This window comes from Natronomonas gomsonensis, from assembly GCF_013391635.1.
GTDB lineage: Archaea > Halobacteriota > Halobacteria > Halobacteriales > Haloarculaceae > Natronomonas > Natronomonas gomsonensis_A.
The window spans coordinates 584157-607341 of record NZ_JACAWU010000002.1 but is presented as its reverse complement, the minus strand read 5'-3'; the positions used below and the strand labels follow the sequence as shown (position 1 = coordinate 607341).

Genomic DNA, 23185 nt, shown 5'->3' with positions numbered 1-23185 from the left:
GACGGGCGGCATACGTTAATTTTATCTTTAATTTGACAAAAACTTTATATGTCTACCCTCCTTTGAACGAAGTGTAATGTCCGCAAGCACTACCCCCGAGTCGGAGTCGAGTTCAATCAAGACGTTCCTCGCAGAGCACCCTCGAATGGCGGGCGTCGTTTTCACCGCCCTGCTGCTGCTGAGCCAGGCAGGTATGGGAGCAGGTGCTGGCGGCGCGTACGCAGGCCCATAATTAGACTTCAGTTATCGGACCGAAGGCGATCCGTCCAAGTGAACTCCCCATCTAGCAATACTGGAAATACACCCGTAGAGAAGTAACGTTCTAACGCTGATTCACGTACTTCGAACGTCGGCAGGGTTCCAGGACATAAGTACACCATCTCGTTACCTTCGATTGCAGGACGGAACTGAGAACCGATACCGAAACCGCTAGTGGTAAACGTATCGAGAGTAACTTCGTACTCTCCGTTGGCGGAAGAAACCGTTCCAAGAACGGGTACACCACTTTGTGTCTGTGCTATGTCCGCGTTCCCATCTCCGATAACTAGATACTGCGTCCCGACGATGCTCCGCTCGCGTGCGATGTTCAGCGCCGACCGCAGCGGGAACCCGTAGTTGAGCAGTTTTGCCAGCGTCTTTCCGATTCGGACCGCACCGCTGTTTATCACGTCGTCGAGCGTTACGACGCCCGAAATCGCGCCTTTTTCGATGAGTCGCCGACCCTGCCGGTAGGAGCGACAGGCGTTCAAAAAGAAGATGTCGAGGTCGATGTTGCCGACGGAATCGGCATCGAGCAGGCCGTCGGAGCACTCGAAGCCCCCCTCGTCGACGTGGCCGATGTAGTGGAAGAAATCCACGTCGGATTCGAGGACGAGCGCCAGGCGGTCGGTGGTCAAATCCTCGTAGAACGTCACGTCGATGGGGAACTCCTCGCGGGAGCCGTACACCTCCGCGGCGACGTCGCGCTCCTCCAGCATCTCCTCGTCGTTGCAGACGACGACGATTTCGATGTCGCCGTCGCGGGGCTCGCGGTCCAGTCGGTTCCGGAACGCCTCCGGGATGGCTTTGCTGGCGCCCAGCGGCGTTCCCTCCCCGACCCACGTCTGTTCGAGGGAGTCCGTCTGGTCGGGTTGGACGTGCTGGTTCGGGGTTGCCGAAGAATCCGATGGAGAACGCGTCGTCGAGCGGACGAACTCGCCGTCGTCGGGCGTCGATGCCTCGAAGGGGTCGGCGTTCTGGGCGAACGGGTCGTCCCCCGCCACGGAGAGCTGTGACGGCGAGCGGACGACCGCGAGGTCGTCGACGAGGAACGGTAGCACCTCCAGACTCGACCCGACGGGGTCGACGTGGGCCGTGAGTTTCCACGTGGGGACGAACGACGAAATCGCGTCGTAATCGACGGTGTTGTACGCCGCGAGCCGCTCGGCGCCGGACCGTCCGTACAGATCGCTCAGGTCGATATCGAGCGACGATTCGACGGCGCGTCGCTCGTATAGCGGAATCGACCGGGGGCCTGCCGTCCGCACCACGCAGTCGAGGAAGAAGGTCCGCTTGAGCGTCCGCTCGACGGTCCGCTCGAAGCCGCCGTCTCCCTCCAGGGAGAACGGTTCCCCGTCGACGACGAGTTGTGGGTCGGGCCCCGGGACGACTTCGGCGCCGAGATAGTACGCCAGCGGTGCGACGGCGAGCGTTTCGAACAGCGACTCCGGGACTTCGATGTGAACGTCCGTCTCGGGAGGCTGTAGCCCGTTGGGGACGGACAGCGACGACCCTCTTTGGAGCGTGGGCGGGTGCCCGCGGAGTGTCGGATACGACCGCTCGCTCCCGGTCGTCTTCATCGCGCTGCCGAACGTCGACACGGCGGCCATCACGTCCACAGGGTCGTCGGTCGTGGTGACCGTCGCCGCCGGCTGTTCGTGATACGAGCGGGCACCGATTCGGACCGACGCGGCCTCCGAGAGTGACACGTCCATCTCGGTGACGGTCGTCTGGACGTCTATCGCGCCTTCGAGTTCGACGTAGAGTTTCACCGGCCCCGACAGCTCGAGGGTGTAGTGGCCGTCGTCGAACGACACCGACTCGAAGTACTCCACTTCGGTAACGTCCGGACCGTCGTGGACGAAGGTCCGGGAGAACCCTTCGAACGTGAGTCGCCCGGCCGTGAGTTGGACCGCCGTGTCGACGGGGTATCTGAACTGCGTCTCGTCGGCGGGCGTCGGGTCTGACGGACGGTCCGTTCGAATCTCGCAGTGGCGCCGTTCGATACGGTCGTCGATGCGAATCCCGCACTCGCCATCGAGGGAGCGTACCGACACACGGTTGATGTGTTCTCCCTCCCCACCGCTCGTGCCGGAACCCATTCCTGTCGGCGGTTCTCCTGTCACGAGCAAAAGCCTATCGACGGTGTCAGAATCCCAAAAACTGCTTGAAGCTCTTGATGTACATATTGGGGGCCTTCGAGCGGGAGCCCTTGATGGCGGTTCTGATGAGTTCGTTCGCGTCTTCGAAGACGCCGGGGCCGTGGCCGACGAGTAGCCGCTCGGCGTCGTACTCCCGCAGCGATCGCGGGGGAATCATCCGCAGCATCGGATGAACACCGAGGTCCTCGCTGGACGCTCGGAAGTAGTCGACGGTTCCCAGTGCCTCGGGAACGACGAGCGTCTCGCCGTCGTACAGGACCGCCTCCTGCCAGAGCGGATTGTCGACGAGTGCTTCGACCTCGAAATCGGCCAACCGGTCGCCGAACCGTTCGGTGGGGGCATCGAGAGCGTTGGCGACCCCGTTCATCCACTCGGGGACGAAGACGGGTACGTCGTGGCGGTTGGCAACGGCTGCAGAGTCACGCTTGTGCCGGTCCAAGAGCGTGACGACACCGGCGACCTCGCCGAACTCCGCCAGCAGTTCGTCGACTCCGTCGGCGTCGACGGGGTCGAGGACCCACACCTCGCCGTCGCTGACGACGGCATGGGAGGCACGCTGCATCGTCTCCTCGGGGTGGGCAATCCAGCCGACTCCCTCGTCGAAGCGGTCTACGACTTCCATCTCCGCGGCCCCGGAGCTTTTAATCGGCATACCGACAGGAACGGCCCGACAGGGTATAAATCTCGGAGTGCCGGCAGTCGTCACCACCCCCCTCCGACCTCCCCCGGGGTTTATCGACGTGGCGGCCACATCTCCTGTATGCTCGGTGCGTGCCGCTGGCTGACGCTGGAGGTCAAGTATCTCGACCCAGTCGTCGAGTTCTACCGCACGCACCTCGACGTTCCGGTCATCTCCGAATCCGACCGGGAAGCCGTCCTCGACGTCGGCGGTAACGCCGAACTCCGCCTTCGCCGACCCGACGGTGTTCCTCGGGGCGGACTCCACACTCACTACGCTTTCGCCTGCTCGGAAGACGACTACGAGGCGTGGTGGGACCGCCTCGAAGACGACTTCGAACTACAGGAGGTCGACTTCGGCGGGATGCGGTCGCTGTACTTCTACGACCCCGAGGGTAACTGCGTCGAAATCGGGAGTGCGGGCGAGAGCACCGACCGCGACAGTCCGACGCTTTCGGGGATTTTCGAAGTCGTCTTCGAGGTCGAAGACCTCCCGAGTGCGGAGGCGTTCTACACCGACCTCGGCTTCGAAATCGTCGACCAGGGCGACAGCAGGCGACGGACGCGGCTGACGACGGGCCCGTTCGACATCGAGTTGTGGGAACCGCATCTGGGACTGGCCGACGCCCGCGGCGGCGTCCACGTGGACGTGGGAGTGGACTCACAGGATCCCGAACGCGTGGCCGACTCCGTCGCCGCTCGCGTGACGAAACGGGAGTCCCTCGACGGCGGGGTCCGAATCCGTGACCCCGACGGCCACTACCTGACGTTTCTCAGTTGAGACGGTCGGTGTCGATGTCCCGGCCGGGTGGGGAGACGACGAGGAAGTCCCGGAAGTGCATCAACTCCCCGCCCATGTCCCGAATCTCGCGGGCGAACCCCGCTGCGAGTTCGTTGAGGTCGCCCTCGACGTTCAACACGAGTACGTCGCCGCTTTCGATGTGGCCGACCCACTCCTCGGGGTCGGTCGTTCCGTCGAGTACACCGAGGACGACCTGCCCGCCCGATTCGGGTTCGTCGAGTTCTCCCTCCGCCGTCTGCAAGTCGAGGTCGAAGTCACTCATACCCGATGCATCGAGCGCTGAAGAAAAAGCCTGCCGGCCTCACTTGGTGACCGAAAGCTTACTCGAACACCGCGCTTTCCTCGCGCAGCGCGTCGATGTCGTCTGCGACCGCGACGGCTTGCTCGGGGTCGAGGGCCAGCTGTACCTCGTTGCCCTCAGCGTCGGTGGCGACGATTTTGACCCGTCGGTCACCGAATGCACGCCCCTCGACGGCGGTCACGTCGAACAGTTTGGCGGTCGCCGACTTGTCGGTCGGGCCGACGTTCTTGATGCTTCCGTCCTTGAACTCGACCATGAACGAATCGAGGTTGAGGTTGAGCATATCCCCGGTGGGTGTCGAGGCGGGATAACCGTTGTCCGTTCCGGAATTCGAAGGTGTGTCTTCTGGCAACGCCTGCCACCAACACCTGTCATTAAATTATCTGCGTGTTGTCGGTTGGTATGGTACGAATCGCCATCGAGTACTGCGCCCCGTGTCGGCTCGGGGCCGAGGCGGTCGCGACACAGCGAATTCTCTCGGATTATCTCCGTGACTACGACGAAATCGACGGTGTCACGCTGGACCCCAGCGGCGAGGAGGTGTTCTGTGTCCACGTCGACGACGAACCGGTGTGGTCGGTCGACCCCGACGGCCGCGTCGACCCGATGGAGGCCGTCGCCGCCGTCCGTACTCGATTGGCCGTCTAACTTACACGACGCGTCGGTGACACGGGCCGCTTTTGTCCACTCGACTCCTACGGCCGTCAGTGACCGACGAGTCCGCCACGCCCGACGAACCCGACGACCCGGCGGTCGACGTTGGGACGTTCTTCGACGCTCTCGAACGCCACGAGCGACCGGTCGTCACCGCCAGCGAGGTCGCCCGCCTCGTCGACTGTTCACAGTCGGCCGCCGTCGACGCCCTCGAATCCCTCGTCGAGACCGGCGACCTCCAGCGACTCGACGTCGAGTCCGACCCGGTCGTCTGGTTCCCGAGCGACTATCGTGAAACCGCCGCTCGCGAACGCATCACGGTGTTCCCGAAGCGCCGCGAAATCGTCGCCGACAACCCCACACAGTTCACCCGCGCGCGACTCTCCCAGTTCGCACACCTCCGGGATACGAACCGCGAGCAGGGGTACATTTACGAACTCCGCGAACAGGACATCTGGAACGTCCCGCACGACGACTACGAGGACCTCCGGACGACCATCCGCTCTGCGCTCGGTGGTCGCTACGACGCCCTAGAGGAGTGGGTCGAGGGACAGTGGACTCGCGCCCACCGATTCCGACTGGCGACTCACGAGGACGGCTACGTCGTCCTCGAAGCACAGAGCGCGGACCTACTCGGCAACGTCGCCGAACAGCACCTCGACGACGGGATCCTCCGGGCCCGCATCGGCGACGAGACGGCGTGGGTCGCCGAGGAGAAAACTGCCGAACTCAAGCGAACGCTGTACGAGGCCGGCTACCCGGTACAGGACGATCGCCAGCTTGATTTGGGCGACGACCTCCCCCTCGAACTCGAACTCGACTTGCGCCCGTATCAGGCCGACTGGGTCGCTCGCTTCGCCGACGCGAAGTCGGGCGTCCTCGTCGGGCCGCCGGGGTCCGGCAAGACCGTCGCCGCCCTCGGCATCATGGCGGACATCGAGGGTGAGACGCTAATCTTGGTCCCCTCTCGGGAGTTGGCGGCCCAGTGGCGCGAGCGAATCCTCGAAGACACCTCCCTCACTGCCGAGCAGGTCGGGGAGTACCACGGCGGCGAAAAAGAGATTCGCCCCGTCACCATCGCCACCTACCAGACGGCGGGGATGGACCGCCACCGGATGCTGTTCGACTCCCGGAAGTGGGGACTCATCGTCTACGACGAGGTCCACCACATCCCGGCGCCGATAAGCCGCCGCAGCGCTGACTTGCAGACGAAACATCGGCTCGGACTGTCGGCGACGCCCATTCGGGAAGACGACAAGGAACGCGACATCTACACCCTCGTCGGCCGGCCCATCGGCACTGACTGGGACGCGCTGTTCGACGCCGGCTACGTCGCCGAACCCGAAGTCGAGATTCGGTACCTCCCGTGGGCCTCCGAGACCCACCGCAACGAGTACGGCTCCAGCGCTGGCCACGAAAAGCGGCAACTCGCGGCGACCAACCCCGCCAAGGTACAGGAAATCGAGGCGATTCTCCGCGACCACCGCGGTTCGAAAGCCATCGTATTCGTGGAGTTCATCGAGCAAGGCGACGCGATAGCGGAGGCCCTCGGCGTGCCCTTCATCAGCGGCGAGACGCCACACGCCCGCCGAAGTCGGCTGTTCGACCGGTTTCGAACCGGTCCGATCGATACCATCGTCGTCTCCCGGGTCGGCGACGAGGGCATCGACTTACCCGACACGGAGGTCGCCATCGCCGCCTCGGGACTCGGCGGGTCGCGCCGCCAGGGTGCCCAACGGGCCGGCCGGACGATGCGCCCCGTCGGGAAAGCGCGGATGTACGTCCTCGCGACGCGAGGAACACGCGAGGAAGACTTCGCCCGCAAGCGCACCCAACACCTCGCTTCGAGGGGCGTCCGCGTCCGGGAGGCCGACCCCGTCGCCTTCGGCGGTGGACGGGTTGCCGGCGACGACGCAGTCCCCGCCGGCGAGGAGTAGGTTCAAATCGGTACCCCCCGATAGTCGATTCGTGACAGACGGCTCCGAGACGGACGGCCAGCCCCGCCACGAGCGACTCGCTCGCCATCCGACGCCGGGACCACGCAACTCCCTCCAGTCGTGGACCGACGCGAAACACCCCCTCCGCGTCGCGTTCAACTACGCGTTCATCGTCGCGGCGCGACACTCTCCGAGTCTCCGGCTGAAGAACTGGCTGCTGCGCCGCGTCGGCGTCGACGTCGGGACCGGCGTTTCGTGGGGACTCGAGTCGACCCCGGACGTGTTCTGGCCCGAACTCATCACCGTCGGCGACGACGCCATCATCGGCTACGACGCGACGCTGCTGTGTCACGAGTTCCTTCAGGAAGAGTACCGAACCGGGGAGGTCAACGTCGGCGAGCGAGCGATGATAGGCGCCGGCGCAGTCGTTCTGCCGGGCGTCGAAATCGGCGAGGAGGCACAGGTCGCCGCGAACTCACTGGTCGCCGAGGACGTTCCGGCCGGTGAGACGTGGGCCGGGGTCCCCGCTGAACCAATCGACGGCGACGCGGAGTAGGTCGGGCCCCGGCCGTTCAGGACCCTGCGGCGACTAATTCGTCGACGACCGCTTCGATGTCGGGATCGACCCAGGGGTCGTCCGATTGCCAGGCGTATTCGATTGTCAGGTCCGGCGCGAGAACGTACAGGGTCCGCTTGGCCAGTCCCGCTTCGACGCCGTCCCCCGCGTCCTCCTCGTGGATGGCGTCGTAGGCTGCACAGACGTCCCCTTCGACATCGCTCAAAAGCGGGGAATCGATGTCGTGGTCGTAGGCGAACGCCTCGTGGGTGAAGAGGCTGTCCCGGGAGATACCGTAGACATCTCGGGACGTGTCGATGGCCGAAAGGGCGATATCGCGCAGCGAACAGAGTTCGTCGGTACAGACGGGGCTGAAATCGCCGGGGTAGAACGCGAGAAGTGTCGGGGAGCCGCGAGCGAACTCCTCGAGGTGGTATTCGGTCATCCTCCGTTCGTCGGCGTCGTTCGGCAGTCCGAGTCCAGAGAGGGTAAAGTCGGGCGCGGTCGTCCCTTCCGAGAGCATACGACCCCTTCGTCGGTTCGAGGCAAAATTCTGTGGGTCACCGAAGCCGCGAGCGCAATCAGGTCTCCCGAACCCGCATCGCGCCCTCGCGGAGAACCATCCGATTCGGTATCATATACTCCTCGCCGTCGTCTTCGACGTAGGTGACGAACACGTCCATCTCCTGGACGATGCCGCGGTTGCCCGCGACTTCGACCTCGTCGCCGATGGTGTACGGTTCGGTCAAAAGCAGGTAGATACCGGCCGCGGCCGACGACAGGAGGTCTTTGAACGCCAGCCCGCCGAGAAAGAAGACGCCGAAGGCGTAGGCCGCGAGCAGGACCAACAGCGCGCCGGTCGCAACACCGAGTTGCGACAGCGCGATGAGCACCGCGACGTACAGCACCGACACCTTCACCAGCGTCGGAATCAGCGTCACTTCCGGCAGTTTGATGCTCCGGAGTTGTTCACCGACGACGAGTTCGGCCTTGTCGGCGGCGATGAGGCCGACCATCACGACGAGGACGGCGATGAATACTCGCGGGAGGAAATCGACCAACTCCTGTATGAACAGTTCCGAGGGAAGCACCCCGAGCGTCCGGAGGGCGTACAGCGCCGCGACGGTGAAGACGAACAGGCCACACAGTTGTGCGAGCAGGCGGACGCTGGAACTGCCGAGTTGCTGGGCGGTTCGCTCGAACGGCGTTCCCTCGACGGCGTCGTCGACGCTGAGCGCGACGAGGACGCGATGGACGACCCACGCGGTCACCGCACCGAGAATCAGGCCGCCGAGGACGACCCCGACGGCGACGGTGAGGTTCTGTTCGGCCGCCGTGAGGTCATTGTACCACCCGCGTGCGGTGACCAGTGCCATCAGTACTCCTCCGGGTCGAGTTCGAGGACGATTTCACCGCCGGAGAAGGCGCGAACCAGTCCGTCTGACTCCGAGAGGACGACTGCAACGGCGTTGGTGTCGCGGGTGATGGCGCCGGCGGCCATGTGTCGGGCACCGAGTCCTTTCGGGATGTCGACCCCCTCGGCGGAGGGTTCGAGGTACCGGTACGCCGAGACGATCTTCCCGGCGTCGCTGATGACGAAGGCACCGTCGAGTCGAGAGAACTCCTTGAGCATCACGTCGACGATGGGGTCACCGACGTGGACGTGGCTCTTCTCGAAGGGGTTGTAGCTCAGCGGGCGGGACTTGTTCATCACCTTGCCGGCGTCGCCGACGACGAACAGCGCGCCGACGCGTTTGCCTTTCTGTCCTTTCTTCCCCAACTCGATTGCGACTTCGAGGACGTTCCGGATGACGTTGGGGTCGGCACGGCTGTTGACGAAGAGGTCGTACACCCCGGAGTGCTCGAAGTCACCAGCGCGGACGCGAGAAACCGTGTCGATGTCGTCGGAGAACAGCTTCGCCGCACACGCGACCTGGTCGCCCTCTTCGAGGAACTCGTTATCGAGGCCGCCCTCGATCCCGAACCGAATCCGCTCGCTGAGGTCCCGAAACTCCAGCGGGAGTTCGACGTAGTTGTCGGCGTCGACGTCGTTTTCCGGACTGACGACGACCACCGGCGTCTCGGAGTCGGCGAATCGCTCGAAAAGCGATGCGCTCGGGGAGAACAGGAACACACTATCCACGTCGGCTACGATATCGTCCAACAGGTCCCCGAGTTCACTCATCAGTTGCCTATCGAATCAGACAGGAAAAAAGATTGCGGGCAGTACGACACGTGACTGACGAACCTCACCCCGCCGATAGGTTCGGAGTCAGTCGGTTCGCACACAATTATAAGGCCGCGGCACTCCCCCATGTGTCATGGCACCGTCTGACGACCTCTCGGTCGAACGCTATCGGAGACGCCCGGAAACAGTCGCCACGGACCGCGGCGACGGACCACCGCTCGTGTTGTGTCACGGGACGCTCATGGACCGAACGATGTTCGCGCCCCAAATCGAGGCGCTGGAAGACGACTACCGCGTCGTCGCCTACGACACACGGGCGCGAACCGACCGCTACGTCGGCCCCTACGACCTCTACGACCTCGCCGACGACTGCGCCGCGTTGCTGGACGCGAAAGGTATCGACTCCTGTGTCCTCGGCGGGATGTCGATGGGTGGGTTCATGGCGTTGCGGTTCGCCGAGCGGTACCCCGACCGCGTCGACGGCCTCGTCATGATAGACACCACCGCTGGCCCACACGGCGACGACGAAATCGAGCGCTATGGCGAGATGATAGAGACGGCTCGCCAGGCCGGGGAGGTTCCCGAACAGCTGGCCGGCGTCATCCAGCACATCCTCTTCGGAGCGACGACCAACGAGGACAACGCCGACCTCGCCGAGACGTGGGTCGACCGCTGGCGGACCTACCCCGGCGAATCGGTGTATCACGAGGTGAACTCGTGGCTCGAACGCCCCGACTTCACCGACGAACTCGACGACATCGACGTGCCCACGCTCGTCGTCCACGGCGAGGAGGACGTGGCGCTGGAACCCGAGCGCTCCGACTCGCTTCTCAAGCGACTCGACGCCGAACGCGTGATGGTTCCCGAGGCCGGCCACTCCTCGAACCTCGAAAACCCCGAACCAGTCAACGACGCACTCGCCGCGTTCCTCGACGGCGTGTACTGACCGCTGCCGGCTAATCGGCTCGTTCGATATCGATTCTGTTTTCCGAAACGTGGAGGAACGTAATCTGGTTCTCCGTGTTGTTCAACTCCAACTCGTGTGTCATCGGCTCGTAGGCGAGTTTCCCGTTTCCGGTGGCATTGAAAGACTCGGCAACGACGCCGCCGACGATGTTGTCGTCAACCGCACCCCCGCCACCGATTTCCACTGTCGACCCCGGCGCGTAGATTGCACCCGTAAACTGCGGCGTGCCGCCGAATTTGACGGTGTTGCTCCGGTTCGTATGAATCAGGACGAGCAAATCCGACGGGTCGCCGTTCGTGTTCGTCAGCGGGTTGCCAGTGGAATCGAGTGTCCCGTTTACGTAAACCGTGACGGTGCCACCACCGATTATCTCTTGGTCGACGCTGTGGGGTCCGCCCTGTCCCTTCAGAGTGAAGTCGCCGTCGACGACGACGTCGATATCACCGTCGCTGGTGTCGAAGGTCGTATCGGACCCGATGGTGACTGATTCGTCGGCGTAGTGGACTCCGTCCTCGATGACTTCGTTCTCGACGGTTGCGTCGAGGGACTCACATCCACCACCCCGGCAGTCGTCGGTGCGCGCTTCGATTTCCGAACTCGGGGATGGCCGGTCGACGCCGTCGATAGTCGGGCCTTCGACCGCACTCCCGTCGATTCCGCCGACGGTCGTCGCCGCGACAGCGTGGTCGAACGTCTCCTCGAAGGGAACGGTTAGGTCAGCGACGACCGTCCGGTTGCTGGGAAAGTGCTGGACGTTCCCCTCGGCACGGCTCTCGAAGAACGTCGCCCACCCGTCGTGGTAGTCGCTTTGGACCTCCACGTACACCGTACCGTTGTCGAGTGGGTTCCCCAAACCCCCATCAGGAAACACGATTTCCGTTCCATTGTCGGCCATCGTCCCCCGAACCGTTCCGGAGTCAGACCACGGCTGACCGGTCATTCGGACCAGTGGGAACGTCAGCGTCCGTCCACGGTAGTGGTACTCCGGCGGCGAAACCATGACACCCCCGTCGGCATCGCCGCGCCAGACGCCACCACCCTGATAGGCCACCTCCTCATCGCCGACGGAGTAGACGAGGGCACCAAACGAGGCGTTGAGAATTTCGGTTTCCCCACTCTCGTAATCGTGATACACTCGGACTGACCCGGCGTTCGGCCGGAACGAAACGGTCCCGTCATCCCCATCGAGACGGAACTGCTGACGAGGAGACCCACCCAAGCCGACCTGACCACCGCCTGCGCTTATTTGTGAGACGGCCTGTTCTGCGCTCTGCATCTGTGCGTCGGCTTTCGTGTCGGCGAATGCGGCCCCACCAATGACCACGATAGTCGCTGCAGCAGTGAGTACGAAGCCCAAAATGAGCACGTTCCCGATGACCCCTGATTGCGCCCGCTCACCGCCGGTTTTCATTGTCGTTCGTTTCGTACTCTTCAGATCTTATTAATGGGCGAGGCGATTCGAGTTTCGAAATCGAGACTGTTCGAAAGAACCCACAGAGCGAATGAAGGGCAACAAGACACCCAGAGGGACTATGCGTTCGCCGCGCCTACAGTGGATATGCGCGTTGCTGTATTCGGCGCTGGTTACGCCGGTCTAACCGTCGCACGACGACTCGAACGGTGGCTCCCCGAAGCGGTCGACCTCGTCGTCGTCGACGAGTCACCCTCGCATCTCGTCCAACACGAACTGCACCGAGTAATTCGCTACCCGGAGCTCGCGGAGACGATTACCGTGCCGCTCGAGGAGGTCCTCACCCGAGCGACGGTTCGGCAGGCCCGTGTAACCGGAATCGACCCCGAGGCGGGCGTCGCGACGCTGGAGGCAAACGGCGAGAGGGAATCCCTCGAGTACGATTTCGGTGCGGTGTGTCTCGGCGCCGAGACGGCCTTCTACGACCTTCCGGGTGTCGAGGAGTACGCCACGCCCCTGAAGCGACTGAACCACGCGGAAACCATCCGCAGCGACGCCTTCGATTCGGCTGGCGGCGATGCAGTCGTCGGCGGCGCCGGCCTCTCGGGGATTCAGGTCGCCGGCGAACTCGCGGCGCTCTCCGATTCCGAGGGTCTCGACCTCGAGGTGACCGTCGTCGAGATGGCCGACCGGGTCGCGCCCTCGTTCGACGAGAGTTTCGCCCGCGCCGTTCGGCAAGAGCTCGACGCCCGCGGGATAGCCGTCGAAACGGGAGCAACCGTCGAGCGGGCCGACGAGGACGGTGTCGACCTCGCCGACGGCCGAACGCTTTCGGCCGACCTCCTCGTCTGGACCGGCGGCATCCGCGGCCCCGATGCCCTCGGCGGCGAGCGACGCCCCGTCAACGCCGACCTCGCAGTCGGTGACGGAACCTTCGTCGTCGGCGACGCCGGTGCAGTCACCGACGAGTGGGGCGACCCCGTTCCGGCCAGCGCCCAGACGGCTGTCAGGGAGGCGCGAATCGCCGCGAAGAACATCGACCGACTCGTCCGCGAGCGCCGCGACGACGAACCGGCCCGACTCGCGACCTACAGTTTCGACTCCCCTGGGTGGGTCGTCAGCGTCGGCGACGGCGCGGTGGCCCAAATCGGCCCCGTCGTCTGCAGCGGCGACCCCGCGAAGGCAGCGAAAGCCGCCATCGGCGCCGGCCACCTCAGCTCGGTTGGAGCCATCGAACGCGCTTCGGAACTCGTCCACGAGGAGTTAGGATGGCCCGATGCATCCGCCTTCGATTTCTCAGCGGAGTTGGCCCGACTCGTTGAGCGTTACGAGTTCACCTCCACCACCGACCCGGCGACGCCGAGCGAACTCGAAGTGCCGTTTCTCGACACTACACTCGCCTTCGCCGAAACGATGGTCCCCGGTGGCACCGTCGACGTGACGCGGGCCACCAGATTGGCGGACCGCTCACATCCCGGCAGCCCCGCGAACGTCTTCGAAGACCTCGTCTTCGGGGCGTTGGGTGGAATGTTCGGTTCGAAACGGACCGAGAACGACGAGGAGTAAAACAGCGGTCGCCGGGCGGGGAGGCGGAACGTCGAGCATCCGCGCGAGCGAAGCGAGCGCGGTTCTCCGGACGCGACCGCAGGGAGCGTCCGGGTCGTTTTTCCCCAAATTTTTGCGAGGAGGGGTTCCCACAGCGACCGAAAGGAGCGAGGAAACCCCTCCTCGTAAAGAGTGGGTTGTTAGAAGCCCTTCCCCTGCAGTTCGCGGGCGATAATCATCTTCTGAATCTCGGTGGTACCCTCGTAGATTTGGGTGATCTTGGCGTCGCGGTAGAACCGTTCGGCATCGAAGTCGTCGACGTATCCCGAGCCACCGTGAATCTGGACGCACTCGTTGGCCGCCTTGACGGCGATGCGGGAGGCGAACTCCTTGGCCATCGAGGCGAGCATCGTGTTCGGTTGGCCGCCGGAGTCGACCTCCCAGGCGGACTTGTAGGTGAGGTTGCGCGCTGCCTCACATTCGGTGTGCATGTCGGCGAGTTTGTGCTGGATGGCCTGGAAGTCGCCGATGGGGCGGCCGAACTGCTCGCGCTCCTGGGCGTACTCCAGAGCGCGCTCGGCGGCGCCCTTCGCGATACCGACGCCCTGTGCGGCGACGCCGGTTCGAGTGGCGTCGAAGAAGTTCATCTGCTGGAGGAAGCCGGCACCTTCCGCGCCGACGAGGTTTTCCTCGGGAACGCGGACGTTATCGAGGATGAGTTCGGCGGTGTCGGAGGCGCGAATCCCCATCTTGCCCGTGATTTTGTCGGCGGTGAAACCGTCGCGGTCGGATTCGACGATAATCTGTGAGAAGCCGTTGTAGCGACCGTCGGCGTCGGGGTCGGTCTTACACAGCACGACGAAGAAGTCACCAACGCTGCCGTTGGTGATCCACATCTTGTTGCCGTTGATCACCCACTCGTCGCCGTCCTTCTCTGCACGCGTCGACACCGACGACACGTCAGACCCCGTGTCAGGTTCCGAGATGGCGGCTCCGGAGATGGCCTCGCCCTTGGCGATGTCGGGAAGGTACTTTTCTTTCTGCTCCTCGGTACCGTACTCGCGAATCGCTTCGGTGCCGAAACTCGTGGCGAGAATCGACAGCGCGATGCCGGGGTCGGCTGCGAACAGTTCCTCGGCGATGAGCACCGAGTCGACGGCACCGTAGCCGGCCCCGCCGTACTCCATCGGAATCGTCGACCCGCAGAGACCCATCTCGGCGGCGTCATCGACGATGTCGTGGGGGAACTTCTCTTCGCGGTCGTACTCCTGTGCGTTCGGTCGGACTTCGTTGTCGGCGAAGCGCTTGACCTCTTCTTTGAGTTGTTGTTGCTCGTCGGAGAGCCCAAAGTCCATGATTGTTCAACAGCATTGCCACCACATAACACTTCTCAATTGCCGCAATCGGTTAGGTGGCCGACGCTTCAGTACGAAAACAAGCCGAGAAGGAAACGTTGAAACACGTTCCGAGTGTGGTCTCGCCTGCTAACAATGGAATTCGACGACATCGAGACCATCGCGGTGCTCGGGGCCGGCAACATGGGCCACGGCATCGCGGAGGTCGCCGCCCTCGCGGGATACGACGTGAACCTGCGGGACATCAAAGAGGAGTTCGTCCAGAACGGCTACGAGCAGATAGAGTGGTCCCTCGAGAAACTCGCCGAGAAGGAACAGATTTCCGAGGAGGAGTCCGAGAACGCCATCGACCGCGTGACGCCGTACGTCGACGTGGAAGACGCCGTCGGTGGCGCCGATTTCGTCATCGAGGCCGTCCCGGAGAAGATGGACATCAAGAAAGACGTCTACGGTGACGTCGAGGAGCACCTCCCCGAGGACGCCATCATCACCTCCAACACCTCGTCGCTGTCGATTACGGAGCTGTCGGAGGTCACCGAGCGACCCGAGCAGTTCTGCGGGATGCACTTCTTCAACCCGCCGGTCCGGATGCAGCTCGTCGAGGTCATCTCCGGAGCTCACACTTCCGAAGAGACGCTCGAAGCGACCGAAGAACTCGCCGAGGCGTTCGGCAAGACGCCCGTCCGCGTCCGCAAGGACTCCCCCGGCTTCATCGTCAACCGCATCCTCGTTCCCCTGATGAACGAGGCCTGCTGGATGGTCTCGGAGGACGCCGCCACGAAGGAAGAAATCGACTCGACGACGAAGTTCGACATGGGCCTGCCGATGGGGTCGTTCGAACTCGGCGACCAGGTCGGTAACGACGTGACCTACCACGTCCTGGAGTACATGCACGAAGTGCTGGGCGAACCCTACGAGCCCGCACCGTACCTCGAGGAAATCGTCGAAGCGGAGCGCTTCGGCAAGAAGACCGGCAAGGGCTTCTACGACTACGAGGACGGCGACGGTCCGGACATCCCGACCGACGCTGGTAGCGAGGACATCGCAAACCGACTCGTCGCCGTGATGGCCAACGAGGTCGGTAACCTCGTCGGCAAAGACGTCTCGAACCCCGCCGACATCGACGAGGCAGTCATGCTCGGCGCCGGTTTCCCGGACGGCCCCGCGAAACTCGCCGACGACGTCGGCCTCGACACGCTCGTCGAGACGCTCGAAGAACTGGGCGAGGAGACGGAGCACCCCCGCTTCGAAGTCTCCGACGGTCTGCGTGAGGCCGCCGAGGCCGGCGGCTTCCACGGCGGCGACGACGACGGCGAAGTCGAGTTCACCAACATCGAGATTCGCCACCCCGGCGACATGGTCGGTCAAATCGTCCTCGACCGCGAGGCCCGGATGAACACCATCAACCCGGACCTCCTGGACGAACTCGCCGAAGCCATCGACCTGATGGAGGACGACGACGAGGTCCGTGCCCTCCTCATCACGGGCAAGGGCGACCGCGCGTTCTCCGCCGGCGCCGACGTGACCTCGATGGCCTCCAACGCCGAACCGCTGGAAGCCATCGAACTCTCCCGGAAGGGCCAACAGACCTTCGGCAAACTCGAGGACTGCGACATGCCGGTCGTCGCCGGTATCGACGGCTTCGCACTGGGTGGCGGTTTCGAGCTGTCGCTGTGCTGTGACTTCCGCATCGCCTCCGAGCGGTCGGAACTCGGCACCCCCGAGCACAACCTCGGTCTGCTCCCCGGCTGGGGTGGCACTCAGCGACTCGGCCGCATCGCCGGTCTCGGTCGCGCCAAGGAGATCGTCTTCACCGCCGAGCGATACGACCCAGAGACGATGTACGACTACGACGTTGTCAACGAAGTCGTCGAGAACGACGAGTTCGACGAGCGCGTCCACGAGTTCGCCGCCGACCTCGCGGCCGGTCCGCCCGTCTCCCAGAAGCTGACCAAGCGCGCGATGCACCGCGGCTTCGAAGACGTCGAAGCCGGCCTGGAACTCGAAGCCCAAGCGTTCGGTCACCTCATCGGCACGGACGACCTCATGGAGGGCATCACGGCCTTCATGGGCGACACCGAGCCCGAGTTCGAAGGCAAGTAACGTCGAATCCACCTCGATTTTTCCGACGCCCGATAGCGGCCCGCTCCGAAACCGACAACCGACAGCCGCGTCTACCCGGACGTGATGGTCGGCTCCAGAACCCTGACGGCGCTGGCCGGACTCCTCGGCAGCCTCGCCGTCAGCGCAGCGCTGTATTGGTATACGGGGTCGGTGCTGTTCTTCCTGTTCGTTCCCTTCGTTCCGTTCCTGTTCGGCTCCGGCGGCCTCACCGACGAGTCGGAGCGACAGCCGAAACGGTGTGACAGGTGTGGGTTCAGGACGACCGAGGAAGCCTACGACTACTGTCCGCGAGACGGAAGCCGACTGGTCGATACGGACGACGACTACTGAGTGTCCTCACGTTCGTCGTCTTCCGCATCCTCTTCGACCGATTCGGCTTCGGTGGAGTCAGTCACCTCCGACTCGGCCGCCACCGACCCCGCTGTGGCCGGGGTGCTGTGGTGTGACTGCCGCAGTGCGGCAGGTGAGACGACTATCGGCTGAATCGGCGTGCCGTCCAGGAGCTCCGGGAGGACGAAGCGGGCGAAGTGAAACACCAACACGAGCAACAGCGGTCCGAGGAACAGCCCGTACCAGCCGAACAACAACGGCCCGAGGATGTAGGCCACCATCACGAGGCCGACGTGGAGGTTCCGGCCGGAGACGTACGGCCGCAGGAGTAGGTCCGGGATGCCGTCGATGAGAATCCCGGAGACGACGAAGAACACCACGGGAAACCACAGCGGGTCCCCCCGGAGCAGCGCCTGTCCGAACAGCAATCCGCCGACCGGGACGTACACCAGTTTCATTCCGACCACTGGAACGAGACTGGTGACGCCGACGAGGATGCCCAACAGCGCCGGATACGGGACTGCGAGCCCGGGCGGGGCGACGATGTTCAGCAGGCTGTAGGTGATGGTGCCGATGACGGCCGCGATGACGGCGTTGAGGATGTTGCCGAAGTAGACGCTCTTGAGGTCGCGGTCGACCGCCGTGCCGTAGGCGTCGAGGACGCCAGCGTCGTCACCGAAGACGTCGCTCACCCATTCGGCGAGTTTCGGGCCGTCACGAAGTAGGTAGAACGTGAGCGCGAGCGCGACGAACAGGTGCAGAAGCACCGAGACGACGAAGGGAAGGTAGTCGTAAACCCCGTCGAAGACGACGAGAAGTGCGTCGACGACGTCGGGGTTTTGGAACAGCGTCGCCGGGTCTTCGACGAGCGCCGACACGTCGAAGTACGGCGAGACGATGCTCTGGACCGGACCCAGGTCGACGGTCTCGGCGAGCGTTCTGAGTTCCTGTAGCGCGACGGCAGTCGTGTACGCCAAGAGGAGAACGACTGGAATGGAGAGACAGAGGAGCGAGGCGCCGGCGGCGAACGTCGGCCGGAGGTGTCCACGGAGGTGTCGGTACAGCGGCCGCGAGACGTAGTACAGAAACAGCGCCGTGACGACCGTCCCGACGAAGGCGTAGAACGTCGCGGCGACGACGACGGCGAGGGCGAAGCCGACGCCCCACCACCCCAATCGGCCGCGGGAGGATTCGCTGACCATACGCCCTCCCGGACCCCGACGATTAAAAATTCGACCCGCCGATGGCCTTACCACCCCCGCCCGCGAACGACCGTCGATGAGTTCCCTGGGGCCGGCAGTGTTGGACGACAGCGTGGTCGCGCTCGTGTTGGCGGCGGCGCTGGGGCTGTTTCTCGGCCTCGAACGCGAGTGGTCCGAGAAGACCGCCGGCATCCGGACGTTCTCGCTCGTCAGCCTCTCTGCGGCGGTGTTCACCATCCTCGAGGAACCGCTGTTGCTCGTCGCCGGGGCGTTGCTGGTCGTCGCGTTGGGCGTCGTCCTCGGCGTGCAGGGACTGCTCGGGCAGGTTGACACCCTCTCGCTTACGACCTCGGCGTCACTGCTGGTCGCTTACGGCATCGGCGCGCTGGTCGCCGCGGGGTTCGTCGTCGAGGGCGTGACCGTCGCGGTCGTCTCCTCGTTCGTCCTCGTGTTGCGACAGGAACTGCACGGCATCGCCGAGGCCCTCTCGCGGGAGGAGGTCCGCTCAGGAACCGAGTTCGCCATCCTCGCGTTCGTCGTCTACCCGCTGTTGCCGACCGGCGAGCAGAGCCTCTCGGTCGCTACCCTCTCCGTGTCGTTCGAACCGCGGGTCGTCTGGCTGATGGTGGTGTTCGTCGCCGGCATCGGCATCGTCAACTACGCCATCGTCAGGATGTACGGTAGTCGCGGCATCGTCGTCACGGGCTTTTTCGGCGGGTTAGCGTCCTCGACGGCCGTCGTCGGAGCGATACTCGACCACGTCGGACAGAACCGGGAGGTGACTGACTACGGCGTGGCCGCGGTGTTGTTGGCGAACGCCTCGATGGCGCTCCGGAACCTCGCCATCGCCGTCGTGTTCACGCTCGGGACGGGGGTACTCTACGAACCGCTGATTCCCCTCGGTGCGGTCATCCTCGGTGCGCTCGTCGTCGCGGCGACGACAGCGGACTGGTCGGAAACCATCGAAATGGAACTCGACACGCCGTTCACACTCCGATACGCCCTCGGCGTCGGCGCCCTGTTCCTCGCGGTGCTTTTGATTGGTGGGTTCGCGGAGGCACAGTTCGGTACGGGCGGGCTGTACGTGGCTGCCCTACTGGCGGGGCTCGTCTCCAGTGCCGGAGCGGCCGCCTCCGCGGTCGTCCTCTACTCCAACGGGAGCATCACGGGAACGGAAGCGACGGTCGCCATCCTGCTGGCGACTGCCGCCAGCATCGCCGTGAAAGCGGGGCTATCGGCGATGTCGCCCAATCGGGCGTTCGCCCGGAGCGTTCTCCTCCGAAGCGCTGCGGTGTTGGGCGTCGCCGCCGCCGTGACTGCACTCGTTGTACTCGCCTGAACCGATGGTGTGAACTATTAACACGCGACTCACCCAATATCGTGTATGGACCGCGAGACGACCTCGCCGCAGGTCGACGAGATACCCGGACCGAACGCCCGCGAGCGGGTCGATTTCCACCGTTCGCTCGCCGCCCCGAGCACCTACGTCTACGACTTCGTCTGGGACGTGACCGAACCCGCAATCGGCCCGTTCTGTACGGACGCCGACGGCAACGTCCTCATGGATTTCACGGGGCACGTCGGCGCCGCGCCGCTGGGGTACAACAACCCCGAACTGCTCGAACGGATGGAGGCCTTCGACATGATAGACCCGGTGAAGATAGCCGGGCAAGACTTCTATTCGACGGCGGGTGACCCCGACGACGTGGATTTCCCGGGACCGCCCGAGTTGATGCAGCGACTGGTCGACGCTTCCCCGGAGCGCTTCGATACGGTATTCCTCTCGAACTCCGGCGCCGAAGCCGTCGAGAACGGCCTGAAAATCAGCTACGACCGGGCCGGCGGGAAGTACGCCATCACTTTCGAGGGTGCCTTCCACGGCCGGACGCTCGGGACGCTATCGTTGAACCGCTCGAAGGAAATCTATCGCCGGGAGTTCCCCGAAATCGGCCCCGTCCACGACGTGCCGTTCTGTCGGGACGAGAGCTGTACGGCGGCGACGTGTGAGTGTGGGTTCTTCGCTGGCGACACCACGAAACTCCGCCGGATGTTGAACTCCGAGACGGGGTACGTCAACGCCGACGAGGTGGCGTATCTCATTCTCGAACCGATACAGGGGGAAGGCGGCTACCACGTCCCAAGTGACGCGTTCATGCAGGAAGTCGCCAACATCTGTGACCGACACGACATCCTGCTAATCGCCGACGAAATCCAGTCAGGGATGGGACGCACCGGCGATTTCTGGGCGTCGGACGGCTTCCCCATCGAACCCGATGTCATCTGTGCGGCGAAAGGTGCCCGCGTCGGCGCGACGATCGCCAACGAGGCAATTTTCCCTGAGGAGGAGTCGCGACTCTCCTCGACGTGGGGTGCCGGCGACATCGTCGACTCGATGCAGGGCGCACTCACCATCGACGTGATTCACGAGGAAAACTTACTCGACAACGCCGTCACCCGGGGGGAGCAGGCGACCGCGGAACTCGACGACGCCACCGTTCCAGGAGTCATCGACATCAGAGGCCGAGGACTGATGCTCGCCGTCGAGTTCGATACCAAAGAACGCCGCGACGACGTACAGGACGAGGCGATGAAACGCGGCCTGTTGACGCTCGGCTGTGGCTACAAGACGCTCCGGCTACTGCCGCCGCTGGACGTTCGGGAACGCGAAATCACGATGGCAATCGAGTTGTTGTCGGACGCCGCGGAAGCGGCCGCTTAGTCGTATTTAGAACTGATACCGACGCGCGTTGTCGTCCTGCGGTGGGTACTGCTCGCTCACGCCGCCGGCACCGCCGGTCATCTCCTCGAAGGTCATCCCTGAGAGGTACTCGTCGTAGGTGACGTGGTAACCGCTCCGGAGGTGGAAATCGAGGTTGCCCGTCTCGACGGAACCCTGAAACAAAGTGTGAACCGCACGCCGGAGGAGTTCGTCCACGTCCTCCGGTTCGTAGGCGCAAGCGAGCATCGCGAGTTCGTTGCGCGTTTCGGCGTCCAGTTCCACGGTGAGTTCATCGCCCAACTCGGCGTAGGTCGCTTCGATGTCTTCGGAGAGGTCGTCCAGTCCCATACCGTTCGGTCGGTCCGGACCGGGGAAGTGGGTTTCGTTCAACGGAACGTCCGACGCCGAGACCGCCGGAACCGTCACACACAAACGCCGGGCGGGGAAATCGGAGGGTGATGACCGACGCCGCCGAGTTTCTCCCCGAAGACACCGACGCGGTGCAGTCGGCGCTCGTCGAGTGGTACGAGTCCGACCACCGAGAGTACCCCTGGCGGCAAACGGCTGACCCCTACCAGATTCTGGTCTCGGAGGTGATGAGCCAGCAGACCCAACTCGACCGCGTGGTCGAGGCGTGGACCGATTTCCTCGAAGAGTGGCCGACCGTCGAGGACCTCGCCGACGCCGACCGCGCCGACGTGGTCGGCTTCTGGACCGACCACTCGCTGGGGTACAACAACCGCGCGAAGTACCTCCACGAGGCTGCAACCGAGGTCCTCGAGGAACACGACGGCGAGTTCCCGGAGACGCCGGAGGGACTACAGGAGTTGATGGGCGTCGGTCCCTACACCGCCAACGCCGTCGCATCCTTCGCGTTCAACAACGGCGATGCGGTGGTCGATACGAACGTCAAGCGCGTGCTGTATCGGGCCTTCGACGTGCCCGATGACGACGACGCCTTCGGCACCGTGGCGTCGAGGCTGCTGCCCGACGGCGAATCGCGCGTCTGGAACAACGCAATCATGGAGTTGGGCGGCGTCGCCTGCGGGAAGACGCCCCGGTGTGAGGAGGCCGGCTGTCCGTGGCGAGCGTGGTGTCACGCCTACGAAAGCGGCGACTTCACGGCCCCGGACGTTCCCACACAACCCGAATTCGAGGGATCGCGTCGGCAGATGCGGGGTCGCGTCGTCGCGACGCTCCGGGAGTTCGAGAAACTCACCCTCGACGAACTCGGGCCACGCGTCCGCGTGGACTACACGCCAGACGGCGAGTACGGCCGCGAGTGGCTCCGTGGACTGCTCGAGGACCTCGAATCCGACGGGTTAGTCGAACTCGACGACGAGGACGAAACGCCCGTCGCAGGACTGCGGAAGTGACCACATCCCATTTATTGCCACCGCGCCAACGCGCGGTATGACCGACGTACGAGTGGCCGCCATCGTGGGCAGCCTCCGCGACAGCAGCTACACGCGGTTGGCCTGCGAGGAGGCGCTTGGCGCTGCTGGCGAGTTCGACGGCGTCGAGACGGACTGTATCGACCTTCGAACGTTCGACCTCCCGGTGTACGACGCCGACGAAGACGACGCCGGGGACGCCGAAGCGCTCAGAGAGCGGGTACAGGCCGCCGATTCGGTGATTTTCGGCACGCCCGTGTATCACGCCTCCTACTCCTCGGCGCTGAAGAACGCCCTCGATTACTGCGGCTTCGACGAGTTCGAGGATACGACCGTCGGCCTGCTGTGTGTCGCCGGCGGGTCGTTCCCGACGACGACGCTGGACCACCTGCGGTCGGTCGGCCGGTCGGTCAACGCGTGGGTCGTCCCGCATCAGGTCGCACTGCCACGCGTCAGCAACTCCTTCGAGGACGGCGTACTGACTGACGACGACGCCCGAGAGCGCATCCACACTCTCGGCCGACGGATGGTCGAGTACGCCAACATCGAACCCGACCCACGGACGATGGAGGCCGAACAGAACGTCGGTGCCGACGATTGAG

Annotated in this window: 24 protein-coding genes; 13 read left to right on the top strand and 11 right to left on the bottom strand. The window is 64.2% G+C overall.

The window, feature by feature from the left end:
* The first annotated feature begins 76 nt into the window (after positions 1-76).
* Complete coding sequence (locus HWX69_RS11555; protein WP_178917254.1) at positions 77-232, top strand: DUF7503 family protein; 156 nt, start codon at positions 77-79, stop codon at positions 230-232.
* A gap of 7 nt (positions 233-239) precedes the next feature.
* Here the strand turns inward: HWX69_RS11555 and HWX69_RS11550 are convergent, their stop codons facing one another.
* Both HWX69_RS11550 and HWX69_RS11545 read right to left on the bottom strand, forming a co-directional pair.
* A complete protein-coding gene (locus tag HWX69_RS11550) occupies positions 240-2360 on the bottom strand; it encodes a CHAT domain-containing protein (RefSeq protein WP_178917253.1) in 2121 nt (706 codons plus the stop codon).
* Positions 2361-2406: 46 nt separating this feature from the next.
* Complete coding sequence (locus HWX69_RS11545; RefSeq protein WP_178917252.1) at positions 2407-3072, bottom strand: hypothetical protein; 666 nt, start codon at positions 3070-3072, stop codon at positions 2407-2409.
* A 108-nt stretch (positions 3073-3180) separates the two neighbouring features.
* On the opposite strand from HWX69_RS11545, the gene HWX69_RS11540 reads away from it, so the two are divergent.
* Positions 3181-3879, top strand: coding sequence for a VOC family protein (locus tag HWX69_RS11540; RefSeq protein ID WP_178917251.1), 699 nt, complete (start codon positions 3181-3183; stop codon positions 3877-3879).
* Here HWX69_RS11540 and HWX69_RS11535 read toward each other — a convergent pair.
* Together HWX69_RS11535 and HWX69_RS11530 are read right to left on the bottom strand one after the other, a co-directional pair.
* Positions 3872-4162: a DUF5779 family protein gene (locus tag HWX69_RS11535; protein ID WP_178917250.1), complete on the bottom strand. Its 291-nt coding sequence runs from the start codon at positions 4160-4162 to the stop codon at positions 3872-3874. The two genes, HWX69_RS11540 and HWX69_RS11535, sit on opposite strands and share 8 nt — an antisense overlap.
* A gap of 58 nt (positions 4163-4220) precedes the next feature.
* Positions 4221-4484, bottom strand: coding sequence for a hypothetical protein (locus tag HWX69_RS11530; RefSeq protein ID WP_178917249.1), 264 nt, complete (start codon positions 4482-4484; stop codon positions 4221-4223).
* Between the two features lie 119 nt (positions 4485-4603).
* Between HWX69_RS11530 and HWX69_RS11525 the strand changes: the two genes are divergently transcribed.
* From HWX69_RS11525 to HWX69_RS11515, 3 genes are read left to right on the top strand one after another with little or no spacing between them, the layout of a single operon-like run.
* Positions 4604-4849 carry an Rdx family protein gene (locus tag HWX69_RS11525; protein ID WP_178917248.1) on the top strand — a complete coding sequence of 82 codons (246 nt, stop codon included), beginning with the start codon at positions 4604-4606 and terminating at the stop codon, positions 4847-4849.
* A 59-nt stretch (positions 4850-4908) separates the two neighbouring features.
* Positions 4909-6792, top strand: coding sequence for a DEAD/DEAH box helicase family protein (locus HWX69_RS11520; RefSeq protein ID WP_178917247.1), 1884 nt, complete (start codon positions 4909-4911; stop codon positions 6790-6792).
* A gap of 31 nt (positions 6793-6823) precedes the next feature.
* Entirely contained in the window at positions 6824-7348 is a 525-nt protein-coding gene (locus HWX69_RS11515) for a DapH/DapD/GlmU-related protein (protein WP_178917246.1), read from the top strand.
* A gap of 16 nt (positions 7349-7364) precedes the next feature.
* Here the strand turns inward: HWX69_RS11515 and HWX69_RS11510 are convergent, their stop codons facing one another.
* The 3 genes from HWX69_RS11510 to dacZ are packed head-to-tail and all read right to left on the bottom strand — an operon-like array spanning position 7365 to position 9533.
* A complete protein-coding gene (locus tag HWX69_RS11510) occupies positions 7365-7871 on the bottom strand; it encodes a redoxin domain-containing protein (RefSeq protein WP_178917245.1) in 507 nt (168 codons plus the stop codon).
* A gap of 58 nt (positions 7872-7929) precedes the next feature.
* The gene (locus HWX69_RS11505) at positions 7930-8724 is read right to left on the bottom strand and encodes a mechanosensitive ion channel domain-containing protein (RefSeq protein ID WP_178917244.1); all 795 of its coding nucleotides are present in this window, start codon (positions 8722-8724) and stop codon (positions 7930-7932) included.
* Positions 8724-9533 (bottom strand): diadenylate cyclase DacZ, encoded by an 810-nt coding sequence (dacZ, locus tag HWX69_RS11500; protein ID WP_178917243.1) that lies wholly within the window; start codon positions 9531-9533, stop codon positions 8724-8726. The genes HWX69_RS11505 and dacZ overlap by 1 nt, the downstream gene beginning before the upstream one ends.
* Positions 9534-9669: 136 nt before the next feature.
* Between dacZ and HWX69_RS11495 the strand changes: the two genes are divergently transcribed.
* The gene (locus HWX69_RS11495) at positions 9670-10482 is read left to right on the top strand and encodes an alpha/beta fold hydrolase (RefSeq protein ID WP_178917242.1); all 813 of its coding nucleotides are present in this window, start codon (positions 9670-9672) and stop codon (positions 10480-10482) included.
* A 10-nt stretch (positions 10483-10492) separates the two neighbouring features.
* Here the strand turns inward: HWX69_RS11495 and HWX69_RS11490 are convergent, their stop codons facing one another.
* A complete protein-coding gene (locus HWX69_RS11490) occupies positions 10493-11914 on the bottom strand; it encodes a DUF7289 family protein (protein ID WP_178917241.1) in 1422 nt (473 codons plus the stop codon).
* A gap of 147 nt (positions 11915-12061) precedes the next feature.
* Here HWX69_RS11490 and HWX69_RS11485 point away from each other — a divergent pair, with 147 nt between their 5' ends.
* Positions 12062-13480: an FAD-dependent oxidoreductase gene (locus HWX69_RS11485; protein ID WP_178917240.1), complete on the top strand. Its 1419-nt coding sequence runs from the start codon at positions 12062-12064 to the stop codon at positions 13478-13480.
* A gap of 179 nt (positions 13481-13659) precedes the next feature.
* Here HWX69_RS11485 and HWX69_RS11480 read toward each other — a convergent pair whose 3' ends face one another.
* Entirely contained in the window at positions 13660-14814 is a 1155-nt protein-coding gene (locus tag HWX69_RS11480; RefSeq protein ID WP_178917239.1) for an acyl-CoA dehydrogenase family protein, read from the bottom strand.
* Between the two features lie 135 nt (positions 14815-14949).
* Between HWX69_RS11480 and HWX69_RS11475 the strand changes: the two genes are divergently transcribed.
* Both HWX69_RS11475 and HWX69_RS11470 read left to right on the top strand, forming a co-directional pair.
* On the top strand, positions 14950-16917 hold the full coding sequence (locus tag HWX69_RS11475) for a 3-hydroxyacyl-CoA dehydrogenase/enoyl-CoA hydratase family protein (RefSeq protein WP_178917238.1): 1968 nt from the start codon (positions 14950-14952) through the stop codon (positions 16915-16917).
* A gap of 84 nt (positions 16918-17001) precedes the next feature.
* On the top strand, positions 17002-17268 hold the full coding sequence (locus HWX69_RS11470) for a hypothetical protein (protein ID WP_178917237.1): 267 nt from the start codon (positions 17002-17004) through the stop codon (positions 17266-17268).
* Here the strand turns inward: HWX69_RS11470 and HWX69_RS11465 are convergent.
* On the bottom strand, positions 17262-18470 hold the full coding sequence (locus HWX69_RS11465) for an AI-2E family transporter (protein WP_178917236.1): 1209 nt from the start codon (positions 18468-18470) through the stop codon (positions 17262-17264). The two genes, HWX69_RS11470 and HWX69_RS11465, sit on opposite strands and share 7 nt — an antisense overlap.
* 76 nt (positions 18471-18546) lie before the next feature.
* On the opposite strand from HWX69_RS11465, the gene HWX69_RS11460 reads away from it, so the two are divergent.
* Both HWX69_RS11460 and HWX69_RS11455 read left to right on the top strand, forming a co-directional pair.
* Positions 18547-19809 carry an MgtC/SapB family protein gene (locus HWX69_RS11460; protein ID WP_178917235.1) on the top strand — a complete coding sequence of 421 codons (1263 nt, stop codon included), beginning with the start codon at positions 18547-18549 and terminating at the stop codon, positions 19807-19809.
* 45 nt (positions 19810-19854) lie between these two features.
* Entirely contained in the window at positions 19855-21189 is a 1335-nt protein-coding gene (locus tag HWX69_RS11455; protein ID WP_178917234.1) for a class-III pyridoxal-phosphate-dependent aminotransferase, read from the top strand.
* A gap of 6 nt (positions 21190-21195) precedes the next feature.
* Here the strand turns inward: HWX69_RS11455 and HWX69_RS11450 are convergent, their stop codons facing one another.
* Positions 21196-21537: a hypothetical protein gene (locus HWX69_RS11450; RefSeq protein ID WP_178917233.1), complete on the bottom strand. Its 342-nt coding sequence runs from the start codon at positions 21535-21537 to the stop codon at positions 21196-21198.
* Positions 21538-21647: 110 nt separating this feature from the next.
* On the opposite strand from HWX69_RS11450, the gene HWX69_RS11445 reads away from it, so the two are divergent.
* Both HWX69_RS11445 and HWX69_RS11440 read left to right on the top strand, forming a co-directional pair.
* Positions 21648-22565 carry an HhH-GPD family protein gene (locus HWX69_RS11445; RefSeq protein ID WP_178917232.1) on the top strand — a complete coding sequence of 306 codons (918 nt, stop codon included), beginning with the start codon at positions 21648-21650 and terminating at the stop codon, positions 22563-22565.
* Between the two features lie 37 nt (positions 22566-22602).
* Positions 22603-23184, top strand: coding sequence for an NADPH-dependent FMN reductase (locus HWX69_RS11440; RefSeq protein ID WP_178917231.1), 582 nt, complete (start codon positions 22603-22605; stop codon positions 23182-23184).
* The last annotated feature ends 1 nt before the right edge of the window (position 23185 follow it).

What these genes read in the sequence shown, in the direction of transcription:
- HWX69_RS11545 (WP_178917252.1), bottom strand. Translation starts at nt 3,072, where the DNA reads ATGCCGATTAAAAGCTCCGGGGCCGCGGAGATGGAAGTCGTAGACCGC.
- HWX69_RS11440 (WP_178917231.1), top strand. Translation starts at nt 22,603, where the DNA reads ATGACCGACGTACGAGTGGCCGCCATCGTGGGCAGCCTCCGCGACAGC.
- HWX69_RS11485 (WP_178917240.1), top strand. Translation starts at nt 12,062, where the DNA reads ATGCGCGTTGCTGTATTCGGCGCTGGTTACGCCGGTCTAACCGTCGCA.
- HWX69_RS11445 (WP_178917232.1), top strand. Translation starts at nt 21,648, where the DNA reads ATGACCGACGCCGCCGAGTTTCTCCCCGAAGACACCGACGCGGTGCAG.
- HWX69_RS11455 (WP_178917234.1), top strand. Translation starts at nt 19,855, where the DNA reads ATGGACCGCGAGACGACCTCGCCGCAGGTCGACGAGATACCCGGACCG.
- HWX69_RS11555 (WP_178917254.1), top strand. Translation starts at nt 77, where the DNA reads ATGTCCGCAAGCACTACCCCCGAGTCGGAGTCGAGTTCAATCAAGACG.
- HWX69_RS11460 (WP_178917235.1), top strand. Translation starts at nt 18,547, where the DNA reads ATGAGTTCCCTGGGGCCGGCAGTGTTGGACGACAGCGTGGTCGCGCTC.
- HWX69_RS11525 (WP_178917248.1), top strand. Translation starts at nt 4,604, where the DNA reads ATGGTACGAATCGCCATCGAGTACTGCGCCCCGTGTCGGCTCGGGGCC.
- HWX69_RS11475 (WP_178917238.1), top strand. Translation starts at nt 14,950, where the DNA reads ATGGAATTCGACGACATCGAGACCATCGCGGTGCTCGGGGCCGGCAAC.
- dacZ (WP_178917243.1), bottom strand. Translation starts at nt 9,533, where the DNA reads ATGAGTGAACTCGGGGACCTGTTGGACGATATCGTAGCCGACGTGGAT.
- HWX69_RS11465 (WP_178917236.1), bottom strand. Translation starts at nt 18,470, where the DNA reads ATGGTCAGCGAATCCTCCCGCGGCCGATTGGGGTGGTGGGGCGTCGGC.
- HWX69_RS11495 (WP_178917242.1), top strand. Translation starts at nt 9,670, where the DNA reads ATGGCACCGTCTGACGACCTCTCGGTCGAACGCTATCGGAGACGCCCG.
- HWX69_RS11480 (WP_178917239.1), bottom strand. Translation starts at nt 14,814, where the DNA reads ATGGACTTTGGGCTCTCCGACGAGCAACAACAACTCAAAGAAGAGGTC.
- HWX69_RS11505 (WP_178917244.1), bottom strand. Translation starts at nt 8,724, where the DNA reads ATGGCACTGGTCACCGCACGCGGGTGGTACAATGACCTCACGGCGGCC.
- HWX69_RS11550 (WP_178917253.1), bottom strand. Translation starts at nt 2,360, where the DNA reads ATGGGTTCCGGCACGAGCGGTGGGGAGGGAGAACACATCAACCGTGTG.
- HWX69_RS11470 (WP_178917237.1), top strand. Translation starts at nt 17,002, where the DNA reads ATGGTCGGCTCCAGAACCCTGACGGCGCTGGCCGGACTCCTCGGCAGC.
- HWX69_RS11530 (WP_178917249.1), bottom strand. Translation starts at nt 4,484, where the DNA reads ATGCTCAACCTCAACCTCGATTCGTTCATGGTCGAGTTCAAGGACGGA.
- HWX69_RS11490 (WP_178917241.1), bottom strand. Translation starts at nt 11,914, where the DNA reads ATGAAAACCGGCGGTGAGCGGGCGCAATCAGGGGTCATCGGGAACGTG.
- HWX69_RS11510 (WP_178917245.1), bottom strand. Translation starts at nt 7,871, where the DNA reads ATGCTCTCGGAAGGGACGACCGCGCCCGACTTTACCCTCTCTGGACTC.
- HWX69_RS11540 (WP_178917251.1), top strand. Translation starts at nt 3,181, where the DNA reads ATGCTCGGTGCGTGCCGCTGGCTGACGCTGGAGGTCAAGTATCTCGAC.
- HWX69_RS11535 (WP_178917250.1), bottom strand. Translation starts at nt 4,162, where the DNA reads ATGAGTGACTTCGACCTCGACTTGCAGACGGCGGAGGGAGAACTCGAC.
- HWX69_RS11450 (WP_178917233.1), bottom strand. Translation starts at nt 21,537, where the DNA reads ATGGGACTGGACGACCTCTCCGAAGACATCGAAGCGACCTACGCCGAG.